The sequence below is a fragment of the Pseudonocardia hierapolitana genome, from assembly GCF_007994075.1.
Lineage (GTDB): Bacteria > Actinomycetota > Actinomycetes > Mycobacteriales > Pseudonocardiaceae > Pseudonocardia > Pseudonocardia hierapolitana.
Genome location: NZ_VIWU01000001.1, coordinates 420445 through 441799, shown reverse-complemented (window position 1 = coordinate 441799; position 21355 = coordinate 420445). Strand labels below are relative to the sequence as shown.

Sequence of the window (21355 nt, the reverse complement as noted above, 5' to 3'; positions counted from 1 at the left end):
CCCCGAGAACGGAGCCCACCACATGCGTACCGGCGACCAGGTCGTGCAGGACCTCCCCTGGAAGTGGGGGGTGCAAGGCAAGATCTTCATCATCGGCGGGCTGGGCTACATGTTCGACGCCTGGGACGTCGCCCTCAACGGCTTCCTCACCCCGTTGCTCGGCACCGAGTTCGGCCTGTCCACCGGGCAGCGCGGGCTCGTCGCCACGGCCAACCTCGTCGGCATGGCCGTCGGCGCCGTCGCGTGGGGCACGGTCGCCGACCGGGTGGGCCGCAAGCGGGCCTTCAGCATCACGCTGCTGATCTTCGCGCTGTTCTCCGTGCTCGGTGCGCTCTCGCCGAGCTGGGAGGTCTTCCTGATCCTGCGGTTCCTCGCCGGCATCGGCCTCGGCGGCTGCATCCCCGTCGACTACGCGCTGGTCAGCGAGTTCTCCCCGAAGAAGCAGCGCGGCCGCGTGCTCGCGGCGATGGACGGCTGGTGGCCGGTCGGCACCACGCTCGCCGGGCTGTCGGCGACGTTCCTCGTGCCGGTGCAGGGCAACTGGCGCTGGATGCTCGCGCTGATGGTGTTGCCGGCGCTGCTGCTGTTCTGGGTGCGCCGCGGCATCCCCGAGTCGCCGCTCTACCTCGCCCGCACCGGCCGTGAGGCCGAGGCGCGCGCCGTGATCGACGACCTCGTCATGCGGACGGGCGCCCCCCACGAGCCGTACGAGATCCCCGCGGTCGCGGCGGCCGTGCAGCGGCGTCGCGGGGTCGCCGCTGCGCTCGAGCAGCTGCGCCTGGTCTGGGCGTTCAACCCGCGGATCACCTCCGTCGCGTGGGCGCTGTTCATCTCCGTGATGCTCGTCTACTACGCGGCGCTGTCCTGGATGCCGTCGATCCTGCGTGCACAGGGCATGGACCAGGTGGCCGCCTTCGCCGGCACCACGATCATGAACGCGGTCGGCATCCTCGGCGTGATCACGTCGGTGCTGCTCGTCGAGGTCGTCGGCCGCAAGTGGGTCATCGCGGTGTCCGGCCCTGCCGCCGCCGCAGCGCTGGTGGTGTTCGCGCTGGTCCTCGACGTTCCTGCGGCGGCCATCACGATGATCGCCGTGTTCGGGTTCCTGTCGCTCACGGTGATCCCGGTGATGTACGCGTACGTGTCCGAGCTCTACCCGACGCCGCTGCGCGCGAGCGGGTTCGGCTGGGCGTCGTCGTCGAGCCGGGCGGTCACGGGGTTCGCGCCGCTGCTGTTCGGCAGCGTGCTGTGGCCGGTGCTCGGACTGCCGCTGACGTTCACGGTGCTCGGTGTGCTGGTGGTCGCCGCCGTGCTGTGGATGGCCGTGGCCGCCCCCGAGACGCGGGGCCGGGAACTCGACCACATCACCGGCGACGAGGAGCCGCTCCTGGAGAAACTGGGCTCGTGAAGCCGGCTCCGTTCACCTACCACCGCGCCCGGACCGTCCCGGGCGCGGTGGGCCTGCTCGCCGAGCTCGGGGACGACGCGAAGGTCATCGCGGGCGGGCAGAGCCTCGTCGCGATGATGAACTTCCGCCTGGCCCGGCCCGAGCACCTGATCGACATCGCCCGCATCCCGGGGCTCGACACGATCTCCCTGGACGGGGACGCGCTCCGCGTCGGCGCGCTGGTCACCCACCACGCCGTCGAGACCGCCGACCTCGGCCCCGGGTTCCGGGTGCTGTCCGACGCGATGCGGTGGGTCGGGCACCTGCCGATCCGCACGCGCGGCACGGTCGGCGGCAGCCTGGCGCACGCCGACGCCACCGCCGAGTGGTGCCTGCTCGCCGTGCTGCTCGACGCGGGGATCATCGTGGAGGGCCCGGCCGGGCGGCGGGAGATCCCGGCCGCGGAGTTCTTCCAAGGGGTGTTCACCACGGCGCTGGAGCCGGACGAGCTGATCGTCGAGGTGGTGTTCCCGCGCGCCGCGCCCCGCGCTGCGCTCACGGAGTTCGCCGAGCGACAGGGTGACTTCGCGATCGTGGCCGCGGCCGTGGACCTGGACGGTCCGCGCATCGTGCTCGGCGGCGTCGCACCCGTCCCGCTGCGGGTGCCCGACGCGGAGGCGGCGCTGGCCGGGGGAGCAGAGCCGGCCGAGGTCGGCGAGGCCGCGGCCGCGGCGATCGATGTCCGCGACGAGCCCGGCGTGAGTGCGCACTACCGGCGCGGGCTCACCCGGACGCTCGTCGCACGAGCCTGCGAGGAGGCCGCTGCCCGGTGAACGAGCCACATTTCCGCAGGGACGGCGCCTGGGTGGGCGCCTCGGTGCCGCGCCGGGAGGATCCGCGGCTGCTCGCGGGCCGCGGCCGCTTCGTCGACGACATCGCACTGCCCGGCATGTTGCACGCCCAGTTCGTGCGCAGCACCGTGGCGCACGGCCGGATCGTCGCCGTCGATCTCGACGATGTCCGCGCGGTGCCCGGTGTCGTGGCGGCGTTCTCGGCGGCCGACCTCGGCCTCGGCGACGTCACCGCCCTGCTCGACCGCCCGCCGCACGAGTTCGTGCCCACGTCGATGCCGGTGCTGGCCCGCGACAAGGTCCGCTTCGTCGGTGAACCCGTCGCCATCGTGATCGCCCGCGACCCGTACGCCGCCGAGGACGGGGTCGAGGCCGCCGTCGTCGAGTACGAGGACCTGGAGCCGGTCGTCAGCGACACCGCAGCCCTCGCCGACGACGCCCCGCTCGTGCACGCCGAGGCCCCGCGCAACACGCTCGTCGACGTCTCGCTCTTCGCCACCGAGGGCATCGACGACGTGTTCGCCGAGGCGCCCTGCGTCGTGCGGGTGCGGACGAGGACCGGCAGGCAGAACGCGCTCCCGCTGGAGACCCGCGGGGTCGTCGCGTCCTGGGACGACCGCGACGAGCAGCTCCACGTGCAGACCGCCACGCAGATCCCGCACCAGGTGCGCACCGTGCTCGCGGGCTGTGCCGGCCTGGACGAGAAGCAGGTGCGCGTCACCGTCCCGGACATGGGCGGCGGGTTCGGGCAGAAGTGCGTGGTGGGCCGTGAGGAGATCGCCGCCGCGGCCGCCGCGCTGCGGCTGCGCCGGCCCGTGAAGTGGATCGAGGACCGCCGCGACGCCCTCACCGCCGCGTTCCTCGCCCGCGAGCAACGCTACGACGTGCGCGCCGCGTTCGACGCCGACGGCCACATCCTCGGCCTGGACGCCGACGTCGTCTGCGACATGGGCGCCTACTCCTGCTACCCGTTCACGGCCGGGATCGAGCCGCTGATGGCGTCGGCGGAGATGCCGTCGGTCTACAAGGTGCCCGCGTACCGGGTGCGCGGCCGGGCGATCACCACCAACAAGGCGCCCACCGGCCCGTACCGCGGGGTGAGCCGGCCGCAGTACGTGATGGTCGTGGAGCGGCTGATGGAGCGGGCCGCCCGGGAGCTGGGGATCGACCCGGTCGAGATCCGCCGCCGCAACGTGATCACCGTGTTCCCCTACACCGGCGTCAACCGCATCACCTACGACCCGGGCTCCTACCGGGAGTCCCTCGACCTGTGCGAGCAGGTGCTGCGCGACGAGGGCTGGTACGACGTACGGGACTCGGGTCGCGTGATCGGCATCGGCTACGCCTGCTTCTCCGAGCGCACCGGCTACGGCTCCGGCGCCTTCGCGCAGCGCAAGATGCAGGTGGTGCCCGGCTTCGACATCTCGGAGATCCGGATGGACGTCTCCGGCACCGTCTCCGTCACCACCGGCACGATGAGCCACGGCCAGAGCCACGAGACGACGATGGCCCAGATCGTGGCCGACCGGCTCGGGCTGGACATCGCCCAGGTCAAGATCGTGCAGGGCGACACCGACCGCATCACCTACGGCTTCGGCTCGTTCGCCAGCCGCTCGATCACGATCGGCGGGAGCGCGGTCGCGGCCGCGTCGGAGAAGCTCGGCGACCAGCTGCGGGAGATCGCGGCGCACCTCATGGAGGTCGACGTCGACTCCACCGAGCTGGACGGGGCCGGCGGGGTGCGGCTGCGGGACGACCCGGCGCGGCGCCTCTCGTTCGCGGAGCTGGCCGACGTCGCCTACCTGCGCGCACACCTGCTGCCCAAGGGTGTCGGGCCGGGGCTGACCGCCACCGCGAGCTTCGACGTGGCGGGCGACGGGACGTTCTCCAACGCCACCCACGGTGTGGTCGTCGAGCTCGATCCGGGCACCGGCGGCGTCGAGATCCTGCGGTACGTGTGCGTGGAGGACTGCGGGGTCGCGATCCACCCGCAGATCGTCGAGGGCCAGTGCCGTGGCGGGATCGCGCAGGGCATCGCGGGGGCGCTGTTCGAGCAGGTCACCTACGACGCCGCCGGGCAGCCCCTCGCGCCGAGCCTGATGGAGTACAAGGTGCCGACCGCGGCGGAGATCCCCGACATCGCGATCCACCACCTCGAGACGCCGTGCGCGTTCACCGCGAACGGCGCCAAGGGCGCGGGGGAGGGCGGCACGATCGGCGCGCCCGCCGCCGTGCTCAACGCCGTGAACGACGCGCTGCGCGGCACCGGCGTGGAGCTGGACGACACCCCGATCGCCCGCGAGGCGGTCTACCGGGCACTGAATTCGGCGCTGGAGGGAACCCATGTCTGAGATCCGGCTGGTCGAGCTCACCGTCAACGGCGAGCGGCACGACCTCGCCATCGAGCCGCGCCGCACGCTCGTCGACGTGCTGCGCCACGACCTCGGCCTCACCGGCACCCACGTGGGCTGCGAGCACGGGATCTGCGGCGCCTGCACTGTGCTCGTCGACGGGGCGCCGGTGCGGGCGTGTCTCGTGTTCGCCGCGCAGGTCGAGGACGCCGACATCCGCACGGTCGAGTCCCTGGCGGCGCCCGACGGGGCGCTGTCGGACCTGCAGCGGGAGTTCTCCGCGCACCACGGGCTGCAGTGCGGGTTCTGCACGCCCGGGTTCCTGATGCTCGCGCAAGGTTTCCTCGCCGAGCGACCCGATGCGACGAAGGAGGAGATCCGCGAGGTGGTGGCGTCCAACCTGTGCCGGTGCACGGGTTACCAGACGATCGTCGAAGCGGTGGACGCCTGCGCGGTCCGCCGTCGCGAGGGGAGCTGCGCATGACCGACGCGATCTACGCACGCGCGGGCTTCGGGGCGTCGGTGCGGCGAGGGGAGCGGCCTGGGATCGTCGTGGTCGACCTGACGAACGGGTTCACGGACCCGTCCGAGCCGACCGGTGCCGATCTCACCGAGGTCGTGGGCGCCACCGCGGAGCTGATCGAGGCCGGGCGGCCGGGCGGCGTGCCCGTGGTGTTCACGACGATCGCCTACACGCCCGCCGAGGCCGACGGGGACGCCGTCACGTGGCTCACCAAGGCACCCGGCATGCGGGCCCTGCGCGAGGGCACCCGCGCGGTGGCGATCGACGACCGGCTGCCGGTCGACCCGCGCGACCACCTGATCACGAAGAAGGGCGCGTCCGCGTTCTTCGGGACGGGTCTCGCCGCGCTGCTCACGGGCCTGCGCGTGGACACCGTGCTGGTCTGCGGCGCGACCACCAGCGGCTGCGTGCGCGCCACCGCCGTGGACGCCGTGCAGAGCGGGTTCTCGGTGCTCGTGCCGCGCCAGTGCGTCGGCGACCGCGCGCCGGGGCCGCACGAGGCGAACCTGTTCGACATCCAGGCCAAGTACGGCGACGTGATCGAGCTGGCCGACGCCCTGTCGTACGTGCGCGTTCCGGCAGGGGTGGCGCGATGAGGGCCGTGCTGCAGTCCGCGCTGGCCGATCTCGCCGACGTACCGGCGCGGTCCCGCTGGGTCCGCTCCGGGGACCTGCGGCTGCACGTCCTCGACTACGGCGGCGACGGCGTCCCGCTCGTCGTGCTGCCCGGGATCACCAGCCCGGCGATCACCATGGACTTCGTGGCGCGGGAGCTCACCGACCTCGTCCGGCCGATCGTGGAGGACGTCCGGGGCCGGGGGCTCTCCGACTCCGGCAAGTCCTACACCCTGGAGGACTACGCCGACGACACGGTCGCCGTGCTCGACGGGCTCGACCGGCCGCTGCTGCTCGGGCACTCGATGGGCGCGCGGATCGCGGCCGTCGTCGCTGCGCGTGGCGTGCCGCTGCGGGGCACGGTGCTTGTCGACCCGCCGATGAGCGGGCCGGGCCGCGGGCCGTACCCGACCAGCCTCGACGCCTTCCTCGACCAGTTGGAGGAGGCGCAGCGGGGAACCGATGCCGACGAGGTGGCGCGGTCGTGGCCGCGCTGGCCCCGGCGGGAGCAGGAACTGCGGGCACGGTGGCTGTCCAGCTGCGACACCGACGCGATCGTCGCCACGCACGGCGGGTTCGAGAGCGACGACTTCTTCACGACCTGGCCGAACGTGCCCGCCCCGACCGTGCTCCTGTACGGCGGGTCGAGCCCGGTCGTCACGGCCGCCGGTGCGGCGGAGGCGGCTGCCACGAACCCGGCGGCTCGGCTGGTGGAGGTGCCCGGGGCCGGGCACATGGTGTTCTGGGACGAGCCGGAGACGGCGCGCCGGCTGCTGCGCCACAGCCTGGGTGAGCTCCGGAGCTGACCGATCGCGTCGACCTCGCCGCGGTGTGTCCCCGCTGCGATGCTGGCGCCGTCCGCGTGGGTGATCGGCTATGACGTGCCGTGGACGCTGCAGCTCTGGCGGCTCAACCGCGTGCGGGAGTCGACGCGCTGACCTCCGGTCGGAGCCCGGTGGTCATCAGGTCGCGCCAGTAGCTGTCGGCGCTCGACATGTGCGCGTCGAGCAGCCGGACGGCGCGGTCGGAGTCCCGCGCGACGAGGGCGTCGAGGATCTCCCGGTGCTCGCGCAGTGACTGCTCCTGCCGGGCTCGGCTGCCGAAGTAGACCGCCCGCCGCTGCTCCGTCATCAGGTAGAAGAGGTTGACCAGGCGCAGGAGCACCGTGTTCTGCGTGGCGCGCACGATCCCGCAGTGGAAGACGCGGTCCAGCTCGGCGATGCGGGTGGCGTCGTCGAGTGCGCCCTCCCAGTCGTCGAGGCAGCGGAGGAGGGCGTCGACGTCGTCGTCGCGGTGGCGGCGGCAGGCGAGCCGGATCGCCTCCAGCTCCTGGATGCGGCGCACCTCGGCGGCCTGGCCGCCCTCGTCGCCGGGCAGTGGGACGCCGATCTCGGTGAACAGGCGCAGCGCCTCGATGCTGGCCGACTCGACGGTCATGTAGACGCCCGACTTCGGCCTACGCTCGATCAGGCGCAGGGTCTCCAGCACCGACAGGGCCTCGCGCACCTGGGTGCGGCTGGCCCCGAACAGCTCGGCCAGCTCGCGTTCGGACGGCGCGCGCTCGTTCGGCGCGTAGCCGCGGGACAGCAGGAACGGGACGAGCTCCGCCACGAGATTCATGGTCGTCCAATCTGGTCTGGCCAGATGGTAGCGGCCGGAACGGTTCGGGGAAGACCGGGGCATACACGCAGGTCATGAGCGACGGTGCACACGCCGGACGGGGAATGTGCACGGTCAGTGGTGCGGGGTTCAGATCTCGACTCGTCCGCGGGAACGGCGGCACCCGCAGCTCCCGCAGGGTGCATGCGAGTCGACGATCCAGCCTCTGTTCCGCCATGGGTTAGGACGTCTGCCGCAGTGGATGCCGACCATGGCAGGTATGGAAGGCCTGCATGAGCGGGGAGAATCCGTTCATGCCCGACGTGCCGGACGAGCTGACCGATCCCGATGCGCCGCCTGGCTCAGCGCCCATGCTGCGGTACCGCAGTGCGCCTGTGTGGTGCGTCCACGGCGTGCGCTGGCAGCGCAGCGACATCGGTTATGTCGCGGACGACGCGATGGCCGGGCCACACATCGGACACCGGGACCCCGCCCTGGACGTCGGCGCGATCCCCTGCCAGCCGACCTACGCCTCGTACCAGGGGTGGCGGGTCACCGCTCTCGCCCGCGCGGCGGACCTGGAGGGCAGGGAGCCTCTCTAGCATCGCAACCGCTACGTGGGATCTTGCCGGCCATGATCCGCGGTTGCGGTTGCTCATGGTTGTGGCGACAGCCATGGACAACCGACCGTTCGGATCATGTCGCGAGCTACCACCGGAGTACCAGGTGTAGCGACAGGATGTGACCGTGGTCCCGCCACCGTCGGCGGCGCGGCGGTCGGGCGGGCGGGGATACTGAGGCTGTGAGCGTCTCACTGGGCATGCCCGCACCGCCGGCCCCGACCCTGGCCCCCCGTCGCAAGACCCGGCAGTTGATGGTCGGGTCGGTCGGCGTCGGATCGGAGTTCCCGATCTCGGTGCAGTCGATGACCACCACGGTGACCGCCGACATCAACGCCACCCTGCAGCAGATCGCCGAGCTCACCGCGGCCGGTTGCGACATCGTGCGCGTCGCCTGCCCCAGCCAGGACGACGCCGAGGCGCTGCCGGCGATCGCGAGGAAGTCGCAGATCCCGGTGATCGCGGACATCCACTTCCAGCCCAAGTACGTGTTCGCCGCGATCGAGGCCGGCTGCGCCGCGGTGCGGGTGAACCCCGGCAACATCAAGAAGTTCGACGACAAGGTCAAGGAGATCGCGCAGGCGGCCCGCGACCACGGCACCCCGATCCGGATCGGCGTCAACGCGGGCTCGCTCGACAAGCGCCTGATGGAGAAGTACGGCAAGGCCACGCCGGAGGCGCTGGTCGAGTCGGCGCTGTGGGAGGCGAGCCTGTTCGCCGAGCACGACTTCCACGACATCAAGATCTCGGTCAAGCACAACGACCCCGTCGTCATGGTCCGGGCCTACGAGCTGCTCGCCGAGTCCTGCGACTACCCGCTGCACCTCGGCGTCACCGAGGCGGGGCCCGCGTTCCAGGGCACGATCAAGTCCGCCGTCGCGTTCGGGGCGCTGCTGCGCCAGGGCATCGGCGACACGATCCGGGTCTCGCTCTCCGCACCGCCGGTGGAGGAGATCAAGGTCGGCGCGCAGATCCTGCAGTCGCTCAACCTGCGGCCGCGCAAGCTGGAGATCGTCTCCTGCCCGTCGTGCGGACGGGCGCAGGTGGACGTCTACAAGCTGGCCGACGAGGTCACGGCCGGTCTCACCGGCATGGAGGTGCCGCTGCGCGTCGCCGTCATGGGCTGCGTGGTGAACGGCCCGGGGGAGGCCCGCGAGGCCGACCTGGGCGTGGCCTCCGGCAACGGCAAGGGCCAGATCTTCGTCAAGGGCGAGGTGATCAAGACCGTGCCCGAGCACGCCATCGTCGAGACTCTGATCGAGGAGGCGATGAAGATCGCCGAGTCGGTCGAGGGCGAGGGCACCCCCCAGGTCACCGTCGGCTGAAACGGCAGATCCCGTCGTGGGCACGAGCACGAGTGTCTGGCATCGTTGGGGGGTGCTTCGTCTCGCCGGAGCGCGGCTCCTCGACGACCGGGACCGCGCAGGTGTGCGCGCCGTCCTGGACGACGATCCGGTGGCCGCCTGCATGGTCGCCGCCCGCGTCGAGCTGGCGGGGCTGGACCCGTGGCGGCTCGGTGGTGAGCTGTGGGCCGTCGGGCCCCGGTTCGACGGACTCTGCTTCTCCGGTGCCAACCTCGTGCCGCTCCGCGGTGATCGCGCCGCGCTCCGCAGCTTCGCCGACCGCGCACGCCGCCACGGCCGCACCTGCTCGTCCCTCGTCGGCCGCGCCGAGCTGGTGCTTCCGCTGTGGGACGATCTGGCGTCGCACTGGACGCCTGCCCGGGAGGTGCGGCCGGATCAGCCGCTGATGGTGCTCGCCGGCACGCCCGCCATCGTGCCCGACCCGTACGTGCGCCCGGTGCACCCCTCCGAGCTCGACCAGTACCTGCCGGCGGCCGTCGCGATGTTCACCGAGGAGGTCGGCATCGACCCGCGGCTCGGCGACGGCGGGGTGGGCTACCGGGCGCGCGTGGCGGAACTGGTGTCGGCCGGGCGGGCGTTCGCCCGGTTCGAGAACGGCGAGGTCGTGTTCAAGGCCGAGATCGGGGCGCTGTCCCGCCGGGTCGGGCAGATCCAGGGTGTATGGGTGCACCCCGATCGCCGCGGACACGGGCTGGGCACCGCGGGCACGGCCGCGGTCGCCGAACGCCTCGCGGGGATGGGGCGGATCTCGAGCCTCTACGTCAACGGGTTCAACCACGTGGCACGGGCCGCGTACTCCCGCATCGGGTTCACGCAGATCGGCAGCTTCGCCACGGTCCTGTTCTGACGGCCGGCCCTGATCGGGCGGCGATCTCCCGGCTAGGGTACGCACGTGAACCGGGACCAGTCCGCCATCGGCGCCGACCCGGTCGCCCACTCTCCCCGCGTGTGGGACTACTGGCTCGGCGGCAAGAACAACTACGCCGTCGACCGCCGGGTGGGCGACCTGCTCCGGTCCACCTACCCGCCGGTCGTCGATCTCGTGCGCGCCTCGCGCGCGTTCCTGGCCCGCGCGCTGCGGCACCTCGCGGCGGAGGCCGGAGTGCGCCAGTTCCTGGACGTCGGCCCCGGGCTGCCCAGCGCCGAGAACACCCACGAGGTTGTGCAGCGCGTCGCGCCCGACGCCCGCGTCGTCTACGCCGACAACGACGCCGTGGTGCTCGCGCACGCGCGGGTGCTGCTGCGGGGCCAGGGCACCGCGTACGTCGAGGCCGACCTGCTCGACCCCGCCGGCCTCCTCGACGCTGTCGCCCGCACCCTGGACCTGGACCGCCCGGTCGGCCTGGTGCTGACGAACGTTCTCGGCCACATCCCGGACCTCGACCGCGCGCGCCGCTCCGTCCGCGAGTTGGTGGCCGCGCTGGCGCCGGGCAGCCACCTCGTCGTCGCGGACGGCCGGACCGACGGCGGCGGGCCCTTCGACACCGCGGTGGCGATGTGGAACCAGGCGGGCTCGCAGCCGTACGAGCTGCGCACCACCGAGCAGATCGCCGGGTTCCTCGACGGGCTGGAGCTCCTCGAGCCAGGTGTCGTGCAGACGCCGCTGTGGCGCCCCGACGGCGCGCCGGGCCGGCTCGTCGAGCACGTGTGCGCGGTGGGCCGCAAGCCCGGCGCGTGACGAGCCGGCGCCGCCGCCCGTCAGCAGCCCGGATCGAACCGCGCCAGCCGACCGGACACCGGCGCGGCACCGAGGTCGTCACGGTCGGCGTGGCGAAGTGCCCAATCGTCGAGGTCCTGCGCCGCTTCCCGCGGTTCGCGGACCAGGTGTGCGCGCCACCAGCGCATCTCACCGGGGGCGCCGGCGGCGCTGTCCTCCTCTGCGGAGCGCAGCCGTTCCCGGAAGCGGGCCTCGGCCCCCGCGAACCGCTCCTGCGCCTCCGCCGCGGGGACGCCCATGACCTCGCCGACGAGGGGCCAGCCGGCACCGGCTGCTCGCTCGAACACGACTGCCGCCTCGAGGATCCGGTGCGCGGCCGCGAGCACCCCCACGGCGTCGGCGAGCGCAGCACCCGGCGAACCGGTCGCCCCGTCCGTACGCAGCTCGTCCTCGCCGATCGCGACCACCGCACGCGCGAGGTCCGACAGCTCGCACGCCTCGAAGGCCAGCGCCAGCCTGGCGCGGGACGCGGGCGTCCAGTCCCCGGTCACGGCTGTCCGCGCAGGACGTAGAGGACGGTCATGGCCACGGCCGTGAGCAGCACGACGCCGCGCAGCAGCCGGGCGGGGAGGCGCCGGGCGAGGTGCGCGCCCGCAACGCCCCCGGCCACCGCGCCGACCAGCATGCCGGCCAGGACGAGCGGGCTGCGCAGCACGTCGGACGCGACGAGGAACAGCACCGTGGCGGTGAGGTAGACGGCCGCGAGCTGGGTGACGCGCATCGGGTTTCCGGCCGCGGCGTCGAGGCCGACTCCGACGCTCCACAACGCCAGCATCAGGATGCCGACGGCGCCGCCGAAGTACCCGCCATAGGTCGCCAGCACGAACTGCCCGACCAGGACGGCTCGGGGGCTCATGCCGACGGGGCGGCCGAGCGCGGCACCCAAGGCGCGGATGCCGCCGCGCCCGAACGCCAGCACGAGCGTGGCGAACGCGAGCAGCCACGGCACCGCGGCGTCGAACGACGCGGCCGGCAGCACGAGCAGCAGGACGGCTCCGACCGCGCCGCCGGACGCGCTCGCGAGCGTCAGCGCCCGCGTGGAGGTCGCCCCGACGGGCCGCACCTCCCTGCGGTAGACCCACGCGCTCGCCGCGGCCCCCGGCACGAGGGCAACCGTCGCCGCGGCGTTCGCCGTCACGGCCGGCAGACCCACGGCGACGAGGGCCGGCAACGCCACGAACGTCCCGCCCCCGCCGACCGCGTTCGAGGCGCCGGCGGCGATCCCCGCCAGCAGCACGAGCACCACGTCGGACACGGGCCGAGGATCGTCCGGCGGACGCGCCCCCACAATGCGCAATCGACGGAGCCAGCCTCAGGCCCAGCCTTAGGCTGACGGGGTGCGCTACGACCTGGACGACCTGCGCCTCTTCCTGCACGTCGTGGCAGAGGGCTCGATCACGGCAGGCGCACGCCGGATGCACCTCAGCCTGCCTTCGGCCAGCGCGAGGGTGCGGGCCCTCGAGCACCACACCGGAGTGGCGCTGCTGGTCCGCGGACGGCGGGGGGTGCGGCCCACGCCGGCGGGGACCACCCTGGCCCGCCACGCCCGCGACGTCCTCACCCACGCCGCGCGGCTCGAAAGCGCGGTCGGGAGCTACAGCGGGCCACCGACAGCGCCGCTGACGCTGCTGGCGGGCGGATCCGCGATGCACCGGCTCGTGCCGCAGGCGCTGATCACGTTCCTCCGCGCGCACCCCGACATCGACGTCGACGTCGTCGAGAGCCGCACCCCGCGCACCGTGCGGGAGCTCGCCGACGGCGCGGCCGACCTCGGAGTCGTCATCGACAACGAGGCGGGCGACGGCGACGTCCGCACGGAACCCCTGGGCGACGACTCCCTCGTGGTGGTCGGGCAGGCAGGCGGGATCCTCGCGGGGCGGACCGCGGTGACCTATCGCGAGGTCGCCGAGCACCCGCTGGTCGGGCTGGACGCGGACTCCTCGCTGCGCCGCTGGATCGAGAAGAACCTCGGTCCGCACGCGCCCGCCGCGCGCCACCGCACCAGCGTCGGCGACATCGGCGTTCTCGTCGCCCTCGCGGCCGCGGGCGTGGGACTGGCCATCGCGCCGCGCCGCGCGGTCGACGGCGACCCCCGACTGGACGTGTGCGAGCTGAAGGACCCGTGGGCGCGCCGCCGCCACCTGCTCGCCTGGGGCGCGAAGGCCGGGCCGTCGCCCGCGGTCGCGGCGCTCGCCGAGCACTTGCGGGCCGCCGCGTCCGCCGAGGAGACTCGACACGATCCGCGGTCGCGGCCCGCGAACCAGTGACTGCGGCTAGGGTCCGCTGCGTGAGCAGCGGGGGACGTTCCGCGATCGAGCGAGGTCGGGACGGTCGTCCCCGTGGACGAGTTCGGCGCCGTCGGGCGGAAGGCGTAGGGCGGGTACCGGCGCGCGCCACCCACCGCAGTCGCCTTTCCGGCCCCGTCGGGGCCGAGGAGCCCGCAGCCGGTGTCCTCCGGAACGGCCAGGTCGAAGCCCTGCACCGCCTGCTCGGTGTCGAATCGCTCGCCAGGGCTTCCGCGAACACTGCGTGATGCCCGAGCATTACGAGGAATCACCTATTGTGTACACTGTACTTCTCAATTCGTACTACGTACTCAATTTTAGGATTTCCGGCAATGTCACGAGACGAGACGGCTGATCGGTCTGACGGCGGCGCGGCCGTCCGGCGCAGCCTGCAGTTGATGTGGGGCGGCGCGCCCGAGCCGACCCGCGGGCCGAAGCCCGGCCTCTCGGTCGCCGCGATCGTGCAGGCGGCGATCGAACTGGCCGATGCCGAGGGACTGGTCGCGCTGTCCATGCGGCGCATCGCGGGCGCGCTCGGCGTCGGCGCCATGTCGCTCTACCGGTACGTGCCGGGCAAGTCCGAGCTCGTGGACCTCATGGTCGACGAGGTCTACAGCGAGGACCTCGGGGCCCCGGAGACCGTCGAGGGCGGCTGGCGCGAGCGGCTGGAGGCATGCGGGCGCCAGGAATGGGCGCTCTACCTGCGTCATCCCTGGATGCTGCAGATCGCCCAGGGGCGCCCGATGCTCGGGCCCAACTCGATGCGCTCCACCGACATCGCCCTGCGTGCCGTCGACGGCATCGGCCTCACCGAGGAGGAGATGCTCGGTGCCGTCGTCGCGCTCAGCTCGTTCGTCGCCGGGCTGGCGAAGACCACCATCGAGGCGATGCAGGCGGCCGACCGCACGGGCATCAGCGACGAGGAGTGGTGGGAGATCCAGTCCGAGTACGTGGGGCCCGCCGTGGTGGCCGGTGAGCTGCCGATGCTCACGAAGGTCGGCGAGGCGGGCGCCTTCAACTCGATGTTCGACCACTTCGAGTTCGGGCTCCAGCGCGTGCTGGACGGGCTGGGGGTCCTGATCGAACGCAGGCGGGTCGCTGGCAGCTAGGCATCACACCGCGTCATCACAAAGGCTCGCCTAAGATGAACGCGCAACTGTTCAACGCTCACCTACATCGAGGAGACGTTGCCGTGATCCGTTCGCTGCCCCCCACCGTCCGGGACGGCGCACTACTGGTGGCCCGACTGCTGCTCGGTGTCGTGCTCATCGCGCACGGCTGGCAGAAGGTGGTGACCAACGGTCTCGGTGCCACCGCAGAGGGCTTCGGCCGGATGGGTGTCCCGCTGGCGCCGGTCTCCGCGGCGTACGCGGGCATCGTCGAGCTGGTCGGCGGCGCGCTGATCCTGGTCGGCGCGGCGACCGCCCTCGTGGGCGTCCTCGTCGTGCTGGACATGCTGGGCGCCGCACTGCTCGTCCACATCGGGAACGGCGTCATGGCGAGCGACGGCGGGTGGGAGCTCGTCGGCGTGATCGGCGCGCTGGCGCTGGTGCTCGCCGCGGTGGGCGCAGGCCGCTACAGCGTGGACAACGCCCTGGCAGGTCGCCGTACGACGGCATCGGTCTGACGGGCGCCCCCGAACGTCAGCAGAGTGGCTTTACTGCTGTGACACGGCAGTAAAGCCACTTTGCTGACATCGGTCAGAACTGCTCAGGCGAAGAGCTTCTCCTGCTCCTCGCGCAGCTGGTCCACCAGCCGGCCGGGGGGAACGGTGACGTCGGCGTAGGTCAGGGCCTCGTCCTTCGCGACGTCGCGCTTGAGCACGCAGCCCTCGGCCACGCCCATCGGCAGCAGGTTCTCGGCCCGGGTGACCGGGGTGGCCTCGGCAACGCCGTATGTGTCGTAGCCGCCGAGCCCGTCGAGGGTGTGACCGGCCTTGAGGTCCTGCTTGGCGGTGGCCACCACGTCGACGCGCGGGCCCGCGGGCGGCGCGAGGGCCGCGTCAGCGAAGTCGACGGCGCGCACCACCGAGTTGGGCACCTCGAAGTGGCAGAGGTGGTAGGGCGTGTAGAAGCTGTACAGCGGGCCCTTGCCCAGCTTGTAGAGCTCCAGGTAGTGGCGCTGCTTCGGGTCGTCGTGCGTGCCGAGCACGAACACGCCGGGGCTCGGCTTGGACTTCACCACGTAGTCGACGACGCCGCCCAGCTCGCGCAGCCGGTCGACGTCGTAGCGGTCGGTGAGCTCGTCGACGTGGCCCTCGTGGTCCCAGCCGTTCATGCCACGCTTCGGGACGGTGAGACCGAACGCGTTGGCCACGATCGCCTGTTCGAAGGAGATCTTCGTGCCGTCGGCGAAGCTCGTGACCATGTACGGGTCCTGGCCCCAGCGCTCGGCGAACGCCTTCTGCGTCGTCGGTGTCCGGTACTCGTCCTGCAGGCCCTTGATGTTGCCCGCCACCAGCGGGGTGACGCCCAGGCCCTTGACGAACCGCATCAGGTTGGCCTGCACGCCCGGCTGGTCGCCGTCGCAGCCGGTGAGGACCACGCCGGCCGCGCGGGCGCGGTGGGCGAGCAGCGGGCCGACGGTGCCGTCCAGTTCGGCGTTCATCGTGACGACCGGCAGGCCGCGCTCGATGGCCGCGACGGTGACCTTCGCGCCGAACTCGACCGCGCCGGTGACGTCGACGACGCAGTCCAGGTGCACGGCCTTGAGCAGCTCGAACGCGTCCTCGCACACGGCGGGGGAGCCGTTCTCGATGGCCGCGTCGAGCTGGTCGGCGTTTTCCACGCGCACCGGCTCGACACCGGCCTCGGCGTAGGCGCGTTCGGCGTTGGCCAGGGTGCGGTTGGCGATCGCGACCAGTCGCATGCCCGGCACCGAGTTGACGATCTGGTTGGCCAGGCCGCGGCCCATGAACCCGGCACCGATCATGCCGACGCGGATCGGGCGGTCCTCGGCCTCGCGGCGGGCGAGTGCGGTGTCCAGGATCAGCATCAGCGGGCCTCCACCGAGACCTCGGACAGCAGCGGCCAGGCGGCGTCCTTCTCCGAGATGACCGCGGGCGGGATCGGCCACTCGACGCCGATCGCCGGGTCGTCCCACCGGAGGCCGCGCTCGGCACCCGGGGTGTACGCGGTGCTCACCTGGTACATGACCTCGGCCTTGTCGGTGAGCGTGATGTAGGCGTGCGCGAAGTTGCGCGGCACGTACATCGCCGTGCGGTTGTCCTCGGTGAGCTCGGCGCCGAACCACTCGAGGTAGGTGGGCGACTCGGGGCGCAGGTCGACGATCACGTCCCAGATCGCGCCCCGGTAGCAGCGGATGAACTTGGTCTCCGCGTTCGGCTCCAGCTGGTAGTGGAACCCGCGCAGCGTGCCCGCCTTGTGGTTGAACGAGATGTTGGCCTGCTCCACCAGGGGCTCGAGGCCCGCGTCGATGAACTCCTGCCGGCAGAAGGCCCGGGCGAAGAAGCCGCGGTCGTCCTCCAGGAGCTTCAGGTCGACCAGTGCCGAGCCGGGGAGCGGGGTGGTGTGGATCTGCATGTCGGGAGGCTCGTCCTCTTCACGTGGTCCTTCAGGTCCGCCCAGAGACTAGACCGGGCGGGTGATGCCCTTTCATCCGTCACCGTCGGCGGGCGCGTTACCGAATCGATGGAGGTCGGGGCCGGGCGGTGGCAGCGGGGAGCCGGCCGCCAGTGCGTCGAGGGCGGCGCGCAGGTAGGCGCAGTCGCGTACCGGCTCCGGAGCGGGGCAGTCGCGCCCGGCGAGCAGGATCTCCTTCGCCCGCTCGGCCCGCGCGATCTGCTCGTCCAGCAGGGCGATCTGGGAGTCGACGGCCGCGGCCCAGCCGCCGGGCCCGGGGTGCAGCGCGTCCCGGATGCCGGCGACGCCGAGCCCGAGGTCGCGACCGACCGCGATGAAAGCCAGCACCCGAAGTTCCGCCGGCCCGTACCGGCGCCGGCCGTCCGGGCCACGGGGCGGGTCGAGCAGGCCCTCGGCCTCGTAGAAACGGATGGCCGACGGCGCGAGGCCCAACCGGCGCGCCGCCTCCCCGATGCCGACGGGGGTTGACTTCGAGGGCGGTTGAGCATCCACCGTGGACGACATGGCTGCATCGATACCACCGGCATGGACCACCGGCACGGCGCCGAACTCCTTCGCCGCGCTGCCGGCGGGGCGCCTCGGCACGCTCGGCGGGCAGCTCATGCGACTGCTCAACCGGGCCCAGCAGCGCGAGATCGCACAGCTGCTGGGGCCGCTCGACGAGCTGGACGTCCTCGAGATCGGCCACGGGCCCGGCGTCTTGCTGGGCATGCTCGCCCGCACCGCCCGGCACGTCGTCGGCGTGGACCCCTCGCGCGAGATGCGTGCGCTCGCGATCCGCGCGCACGCGAACGCCATCGCGGCCGGGCGGCTCGACGTGCGGCCGGGTGATGCGGGCGCGACCGGATTGCCCGACAGCGCCGTCGACGTCGTCGTGGGCGTGAACAACGTGGCGATCTGGCCCGACCTGGACGCCGGGGTGGGCGAGCTGCACCGTGTCCTGCGCCCCGGCGGACGGCTCGTGCTGAGCTGGCACGGCGGGGAGCGGTCGTCCCGCCTGACCCGGGGGCTCGTGCTGCCCGAGGACCGGCTGCAGCGCATCGAGGACGCCCTGCGAGCCCGCTTCCCCGAGGTCCGCCGCACCCAGACCCGCCGGTGCACGGTCTTCGAGGCCCGCACCTCCCCGGCCGGGCCCCCCGTCCCGCCTGGGTAGCCCGGCGCCCTGCGCGCCTCGCCCCGCCGGACCCGGTGAGCCCGCGACTCGCGTACACGCAGACCGCGACTCGCGTCCGCGGTCCCGCCGTGTCCCTCCGGGCCGCGCCGGGGCTGCTCGGCATACTCGGCCCGTGCCGCCCGCCCGCGCGTCCCGCGCGATCACTGCCCGCGCGATCACCGCCCTCGCCGCCGCGCTCGGCGTCCTGATCGTCACGGCGGGTTGCGGGCTCTTCCGCGACACCGGGCCGGAGGACACGGCCGCGGCGTTCCTCGCCGCGTGGTCGGCGGGTGACGACGCGCGCGCCGCCTCCCTCACCGACGACCCGGCGCGCGCGGGAGAGCTGCTCGCCGGCGCGCGCAAAGCCCTCGCCCCGGAGAGCCTCACGGCCACCCTCGGCCAGGTGCGGACGTCCGCCGACGAGGCCACGGCGGCCGTGGACGTCACCTGGCAGCTCGGCAGGCAGCGCAGCTGGAAATACCTCGGCGAGCTGGAGCTGCGCCCCGCGCCCGACACCGAGGAGAGCTGGCGCGTGCACTGGGCGCCCACCGTGGTCCATCCCGACCTGGCGGCCGGGCAGCGGCTCGCGCTGCGCACCGAGGCACCGTCGCCCGCCCCGGTGGTCGACCGGAGCGGCGCACCGCTGCTCGCGGCCACCTCGGTCGTCGCCGTTCTGCTGGACCGGCGGGCCACCGGCGACCTGCCGGCCGTCACGGGCGCCCTCGCCGCCGCCCTCTCCCCGTTCGACCCCCGGATCACGCAGGCCTCCATCACCGACGGGGCCGCGCGCACGCCCGACGGGCAGGCCTACACGGTCGCCGTGCTGCGCGAGACCGACTACGCCCAGGTCAAGAACGCCATCCACCACCTGCCCGGCGTGCGGTTCACCACCTCGGAACGCCTGCTCGCGCCGAACTCCGACTTCGGGCGGCAGGTGCTCACCGGCGTCCGCGACGAGGCCATCGAGCAGCTGGAGGGGGTGCCCGGCTGGTCGGTCCTGATCGTCGACGGCAGCGGCAGCACCGTCCGCACGCTGGCCGAGCAGCCACCGCAGTCGGGCACCACGGTGGCGGTGGGGATGGACCGCGCGATGCAGTCCGCAGCCGAGGACGCCGTCGAGCCGGTCGTGCAGCAGGCGATGCTCGTGGCGGTCTCGGTGTCCACCGGCGACGTGCTGGCCGTGGCGCAGAACCCCGCGGCCGACGTCGAGGGCCCGCTCGCCCTCACCGGCCGGTACCCGCCGGGATCCACCTTCAAGGTGGCCACGGCCACGGCCGCGATGGCGGAGGACGGCGTCACCGTCGACACGCCGGTGCCGTGCCCGGGCACCACGGTGATCGGCGGGCGGGTCGTGCCCAACGCGGGCCGGTTCGAACTCGGCACGGTGCCGCTGCGCACGGCCTTCGCCCGCTCGTGCAACACCACGTTCGCGCAGCTCGCGACGCAGCTCGACCCCGCCGCCCTGCCGGCGGCCGCACTGCGGCTCGGGCTCGGTGCGGACTACGCCGTCCCCGGCATCGTCACCATCACCGGCTCCGTGCCCGCGTCCACGGAGGAGGTCCTGCGCGCCGAGAACGGGTTCGGGCAGGGGCAGGTGCTCGCGAGCCCGTTCGGCGTCGCGCTCGCCGCTGCCGTGGTGGCCCGCGGCGGGCCCGTGGTGCCCCAGCTCATCCGGGACCGCCCCACCCAGGTGCTGGTGCCCGCCACCACGCCCGCCCCGGCCGAGTTGGACCAGCTGCGCACGATGATGCGGGCGGTCGTCACGGAAGGCACCGCCACCGCCCTCGCCGGTCTGGGGGAGGTCTACGGCAAGACCGGCACAGCGGAGTTCACCGCCGACGGCCGGGCACACGGCTGGTTCATGGGCTACCGGGGCGATGTGGCCTTCGCCGTTCTGGTCGTCGACGGCGCATCGTCGGTGCCCGCGGTGCAGGTCGCCGAGCGGTTCCTGTCCGCGATCGGCTGATTCACTAACGGCGGTCTTGCCTGGGCGCTTACGCTGGATGCCATGTCGTCCTGGCGGGTATCCGCGCTCGCGATCGTGGCCGATCTCGTCGCCGTCGTGGTGTTCGCCGCCATCGGCCGGATGAGCCACGGGGAGCCCGACGACCTGCTCGGTCTGCTCGGCACGGCGGCGCCCTTCCTCCTCGGCGTCGTGGTGATGTGGTCCATGCCGGTGGTGCGCGCCAATCCCGTCGGCGTGCGCGCCGCGCTCGCCGTCTGGGCGGGCACGGCCGTCATCGGGTTGCTCGTGCGTGCGGGCTTCACCTGGAGCCTCCCGCCGAGCTTCGCCGTGGTCACCGCCGTCTCACTCGCCGTCCTGATGCTGGGGTGGCGGGCGCTCTCGTCCGCGGTGTCGATGCGGGCCCGCCAGCGCGCGCTGCACTGAGCGCGGGGAGCGCCGTCCGGCGCCTGCATAGACTGGCGGCATGCCCGCCCGCACCCTGCTCACCCCCGGCACCGTGTCGCCGACCCGGCCGGTGCCCGCGCACATCGCCCGCCCGGAGTACGTCGGCAAGAAGCGTCCCGAGCGCAGCTCGGACCCGTGGGTGCAGACGCCCGACGTGGTCGAGCGCATGCGGGTGGCCGCGAAGATCGCCGCGCAGGCGCTCGAGGTCGGCGGGAGGGCGGTGGCGCCGGGCGTCACCACCGACGAGGTCGACCGCGTGGTGCACGAGTTCCTCGTCGCCCACGACGCCTACCCGTCCACGCTGGGCTACAAGGGCTTCCCCAAGTCGTGCTGCACCAGCCTCAACGAGGTGATCTGCCACGGCATCCCGGACTCCACCGTCATCCAGGACGGCGACATCGTCAACATCGACGTCACCGCCTACATCGGCGGCGTCCACGGCGACACGAACGCCACGTTCCTCGCCGGGAACGTGAGCGAGGAGGACCGCCTCCTCGTCGAGCGCACCCGCGAGGCCACGATGCGGGCGATCAAGGCGGTGCGCCCCGGCCGCGAGCTGAACGTGATCGGGCGGGTGATCGAGTCCTACGCCAAGCGGTTCGGCTACGGCGTGGTCCGCGACTTCACCGGCCACGGCATCGGCCGTTCGTTCCACAGCGGCCTCGTCGTGCTGCACTACGACGAGCCGAGCGTCGACACCGTGCTGGAGCCGGGCATGACGTTCACGATCGAGCCGATGATCACCCTCGGCACGATCGACTACGACATCTGGGACGACGGCTGGACCGTCGTCACGAAGGACCGTGCCCGTACCGCTCAGTTCGAGCACACGGTGCTGGTCACGACCGACGGGGTGGAGATCCTCACGCTGCCGTGACC

At 72.9% G+C, this 21355-nt stretch carries 23 protein-coding genes; 17 read left to right on the top strand and 6 right to left on the bottom strand.

Annotated elements, in window-relative coordinates:
• The first annotated feature begins 22 nt into the window (after positions 1–22).
• The 6 genes from FHX44_RS02115 to FHX44_RS02090 are packed head-to-tail and all read left to right on the top strand — an operon-like array spanning position 23 to position 6532.
• Positions 23–1408: an MFS transporter gene (locus FHX44_RS02115; protein ID WP_147253901.1), complete on the top strand. Its 1386-nt coding sequence runs from the start codon at positions 23–25 to the stop codon at positions 1406–1408.
• On the top strand, positions 1405–2220 hold the full coding sequence (locus tag FHX44_RS02110) for an FAD binding domain-containing protein (protein ID WP_147253900.1): 816 nt from the start codon (positions 1405–1407) through the stop codon (positions 2218–2220). Before FHX44_RS02115 ends, FHX44_RS02110 begins: the two co-directional genes overlap by 4 nt.
• Complete coding sequence (locus tag FHX44_RS02105; protein ID WP_147253899.1) at positions 2217–4589, top strand: xanthine dehydrogenase family protein molybdopterin-binding subunit; 2373 nt, start codon at positions 2217–2219, stop codon at positions 4587–4589. The genes FHX44_RS02110 and FHX44_RS02105 overlap by 4 nt, the downstream gene beginning before the upstream one ends.
• Positions 4582–5073, top strand: a complete 492-nt coding sequence (locus tag FHX44_RS02100; protein ID WP_147253898.1) for a (2Fe-2S)-binding protein — start codon at positions 4582–4584, stop codon at positions 5071–5073. The genes FHX44_RS02105 and FHX44_RS02100 overlap by 8 nt, the downstream gene beginning before the upstream one ends.
• Positions 5070–5708: an isochorismatase family protein gene (locus FHX44_RS02095; RefSeq protein ID WP_147253897.1), complete on the top strand. Its 639-nt coding sequence runs from the start codon at positions 5070–5072 to the stop codon at positions 5706–5708. Before FHX44_RS02100 ends, FHX44_RS02095 begins: the two co-directional genes overlap by 4 nt.
• Entirely contained in the window at positions 5705–6532 is an 828-nt protein-coding gene (locus tag FHX44_RS02090) for an alpha/beta fold hydrolase (RefSeq protein ID WP_147253896.1), read from the top strand. The genes FHX44_RS02095 and FHX44_RS02090 overlap by 4 nt, the downstream gene beginning before the upstream one ends.
• 103 nt (positions 6533–6635) lie before the next feature.
• Here the strand turns inward: FHX44_RS02090 and FHX44_RS02085 are convergent, their stop codons facing one another.
• Positions 6636–7337, bottom strand: a complete 702-nt coding sequence (locus tag FHX44_RS02085; protein WP_170308737.1) for a FadR/GntR family transcriptional regulator — start codon at positions 7335–7337, stop codon at positions 6636–6638.
• 281 nt (positions 7338–7618) lie between these two features.
• On the opposite strand from FHX44_RS02085, the gene FHX44_RS02080 reads away from it, so the two are divergent.
• The 4 genes from FHX44_RS02080 to FHX44_RS02065 all read left to right on the top strand — a co-directional run bounded on the left by FHX44_RS02080 (position 7619) and on the right by FHX44_RS02065 (position 10987).
• Positions 7619–7927: a hypothetical protein gene (locus FHX44_RS02080; RefSeq protein WP_147253894.1), complete on the top strand. Its 309-nt coding sequence runs from the start codon at positions 7619–7621 to the stop codon at positions 7925–7927.
• A gap of 200 nt (positions 7928–8127) precedes the next feature.
• Positions 8128–9270, top strand: coding sequence for a flavodoxin-dependent (E)-4-hydroxy-3-methylbut-2-enyl-diphosphate synthase (gene ispG / locus FHX44_RS02075; protein WP_170308736.1), 1143 nt, complete (start codon positions 8128–8130; stop codon positions 9268–9270).
• A gap of 52 nt (positions 9271–9322) precedes the next feature.
• Positions 9323–10156 (top strand): GNAT family N-acetyltransferase, encoded by an 834-nt coding sequence (locus tag FHX44_RS02070; RefSeq protein WP_147253893.1) that lies wholly within the window; start codon positions 9323–9325, stop codon positions 10154–10156.
• 45 nt (positions 10157–10201) lie between these two features.
• Positions 10202–10987, top strand: coding sequence for an SAM-dependent methyltransferase (locus tag FHX44_RS02065; protein WP_147253892.1), 786 nt, complete (start codon positions 10202–10204; stop codon positions 10985–10987).
• Positions 10988–11007: 20 nt separating this feature from the next.
• On the opposite strand, the gene FHX44_RS02060 is transcribed toward FHX44_RS02065, so the two are convergent.
• A complete protein-coding gene (locus FHX44_RS02060) occupies positions 11008–11517 on the bottom strand; it encodes a hypothetical protein (RefSeq protein WP_147253891.1) in 510 nt (169 codons plus the stop codon).
• Positions 11514–12281, bottom strand: a complete 768-nt coding sequence (locus FHX44_RS02055; protein ID WP_147253890.1) for a sulfite exporter TauE/SafE family protein — start codon at positions 12279–12281, stop codon at positions 11514–11516. Before FHX44_RS02055 ends, FHX44_RS02060 begins: the two co-directional genes overlap by 4 nt.
• 82 nt (positions 12282–12363) lie before the next feature.
• On the opposite strand from FHX44_RS02055, the gene FHX44_RS02050 reads away from it, so the two are divergent.
• From FHX44_RS02050 to FHX44_RS02035, 3 genes are all read left to right on the top strand, one after another.
• On the top strand, positions 12364–13293 hold the full coding sequence (locus tag FHX44_RS02050) for a LysR family transcriptional regulator (RefSeq protein WP_147253889.1): 930 nt from the start codon (positions 12364–12366) through the stop codon (positions 13291–13293).
• Positions 13294–13643: 350 nt separating this feature from the next.
• The gene (locus tag FHX44_RS02040; protein WP_147253888.1) at positions 13644–14420 is read left to right on the top strand and encodes a TetR/AcrR family transcriptional regulator; all 777 of its coding nucleotides are present in this window, start codon (positions 13644–13646) and stop codon (positions 14418–14420) included.
• A gap of 83 nt (positions 14421–14503) precedes the next feature.
• Positions 14504–14938, top strand: coding sequence for a DoxX family protein (locus FHX44_RS02035; RefSeq protein ID WP_246170159.1), 435 nt, complete (start codon positions 14504–14506; stop codon positions 14936–14938).
• A gap of 83 nt (positions 14939–15021) precedes the next feature.
• On the opposite strand, the gene FHX44_RS02030 is transcribed toward FHX44_RS02035, so the two are convergent.
• From FHX44_RS02030 to FHX44_RS02020, 3 genes are all read right to left on the bottom strand, one after another.
• Positions 15022–16305 (bottom strand): NAD(P)H-dependent oxidoreductase, encoded by a 1284-nt coding sequence (locus tag FHX44_RS02030; RefSeq protein WP_147253887.1) that lies wholly within the window; start codon positions 16303–16305, stop codon positions 15022–15024.
• On the bottom strand, positions 16305–16853 hold the full coding sequence (gene rfbC / locus FHX44_RS02025; protein ID WP_147253886.1) for a dTDP-4-dehydrorhamnose 3,5-epimerase: 549 nt from the start codon (positions 16851–16853) through the stop codon (positions 16305–16307). Before rfbC ends, FHX44_RS02030 begins: the two co-directional genes overlap by 1 nt.
• Positions 16854–16925: 72 nt before the next feature.
• A complete protein-coding gene (locus FHX44_RS02020; protein ID WP_170308735.1) occupies positions 16926–17417 on the bottom strand; it encodes a helix-turn-helix domain-containing protein in 492 nt (163 codons plus the stop codon).
• On the opposite strand from FHX44_RS02020, the gene FHX44_RS02015 reads away from it, so the two are divergent.
• From FHX44_RS02015 to map, 4 genes are all read left to right on the top strand, one after another.
• Entirely contained in the window at positions 17416–18066 is a 651-nt protein-coding gene (locus FHX44_RS02015; RefSeq protein WP_147253884.1) for a class I SAM-dependent methyltransferase, read from the top strand. The two genes, FHX44_RS02020 and FHX44_RS02015, sit on opposite strands and share 2 nt — an antisense overlap.
• 133 nt (positions 18067–18199) lie before the next feature.
• Positions 18200–20032, top strand: a complete 1833-nt coding sequence (locus FHX44_RS02010; protein ID WP_246170158.1) for a penicillin-binding transpeptidase domain-containing protein — start codon at positions 18200–18202, stop codon at positions 20030–20032.
• A gap of 42 nt (positions 20033–20074) precedes the next feature.
• Complete coding sequence (locus FHX44_RS02005) at positions 20075–20455, top strand: DUF3054 domain-containing protein (protein WP_147253883.1); 381 nt, start codon at positions 20075–20077, stop codon at positions 20453–20455.
• A gap of 40 nt (positions 20456–20495) precedes the next feature.
• Positions 20496–21353 (top strand): type I methionyl aminopeptidase, encoded by an 858-nt coding sequence (gene map, locus FHX44_RS02000; RefSeq protein ID WP_147253882.1) that lies wholly within the window; start codon positions 20496–20498, stop codon positions 21351–21353.
• Positions 21354–21355 lie beyond the last annotated feature (2 nt).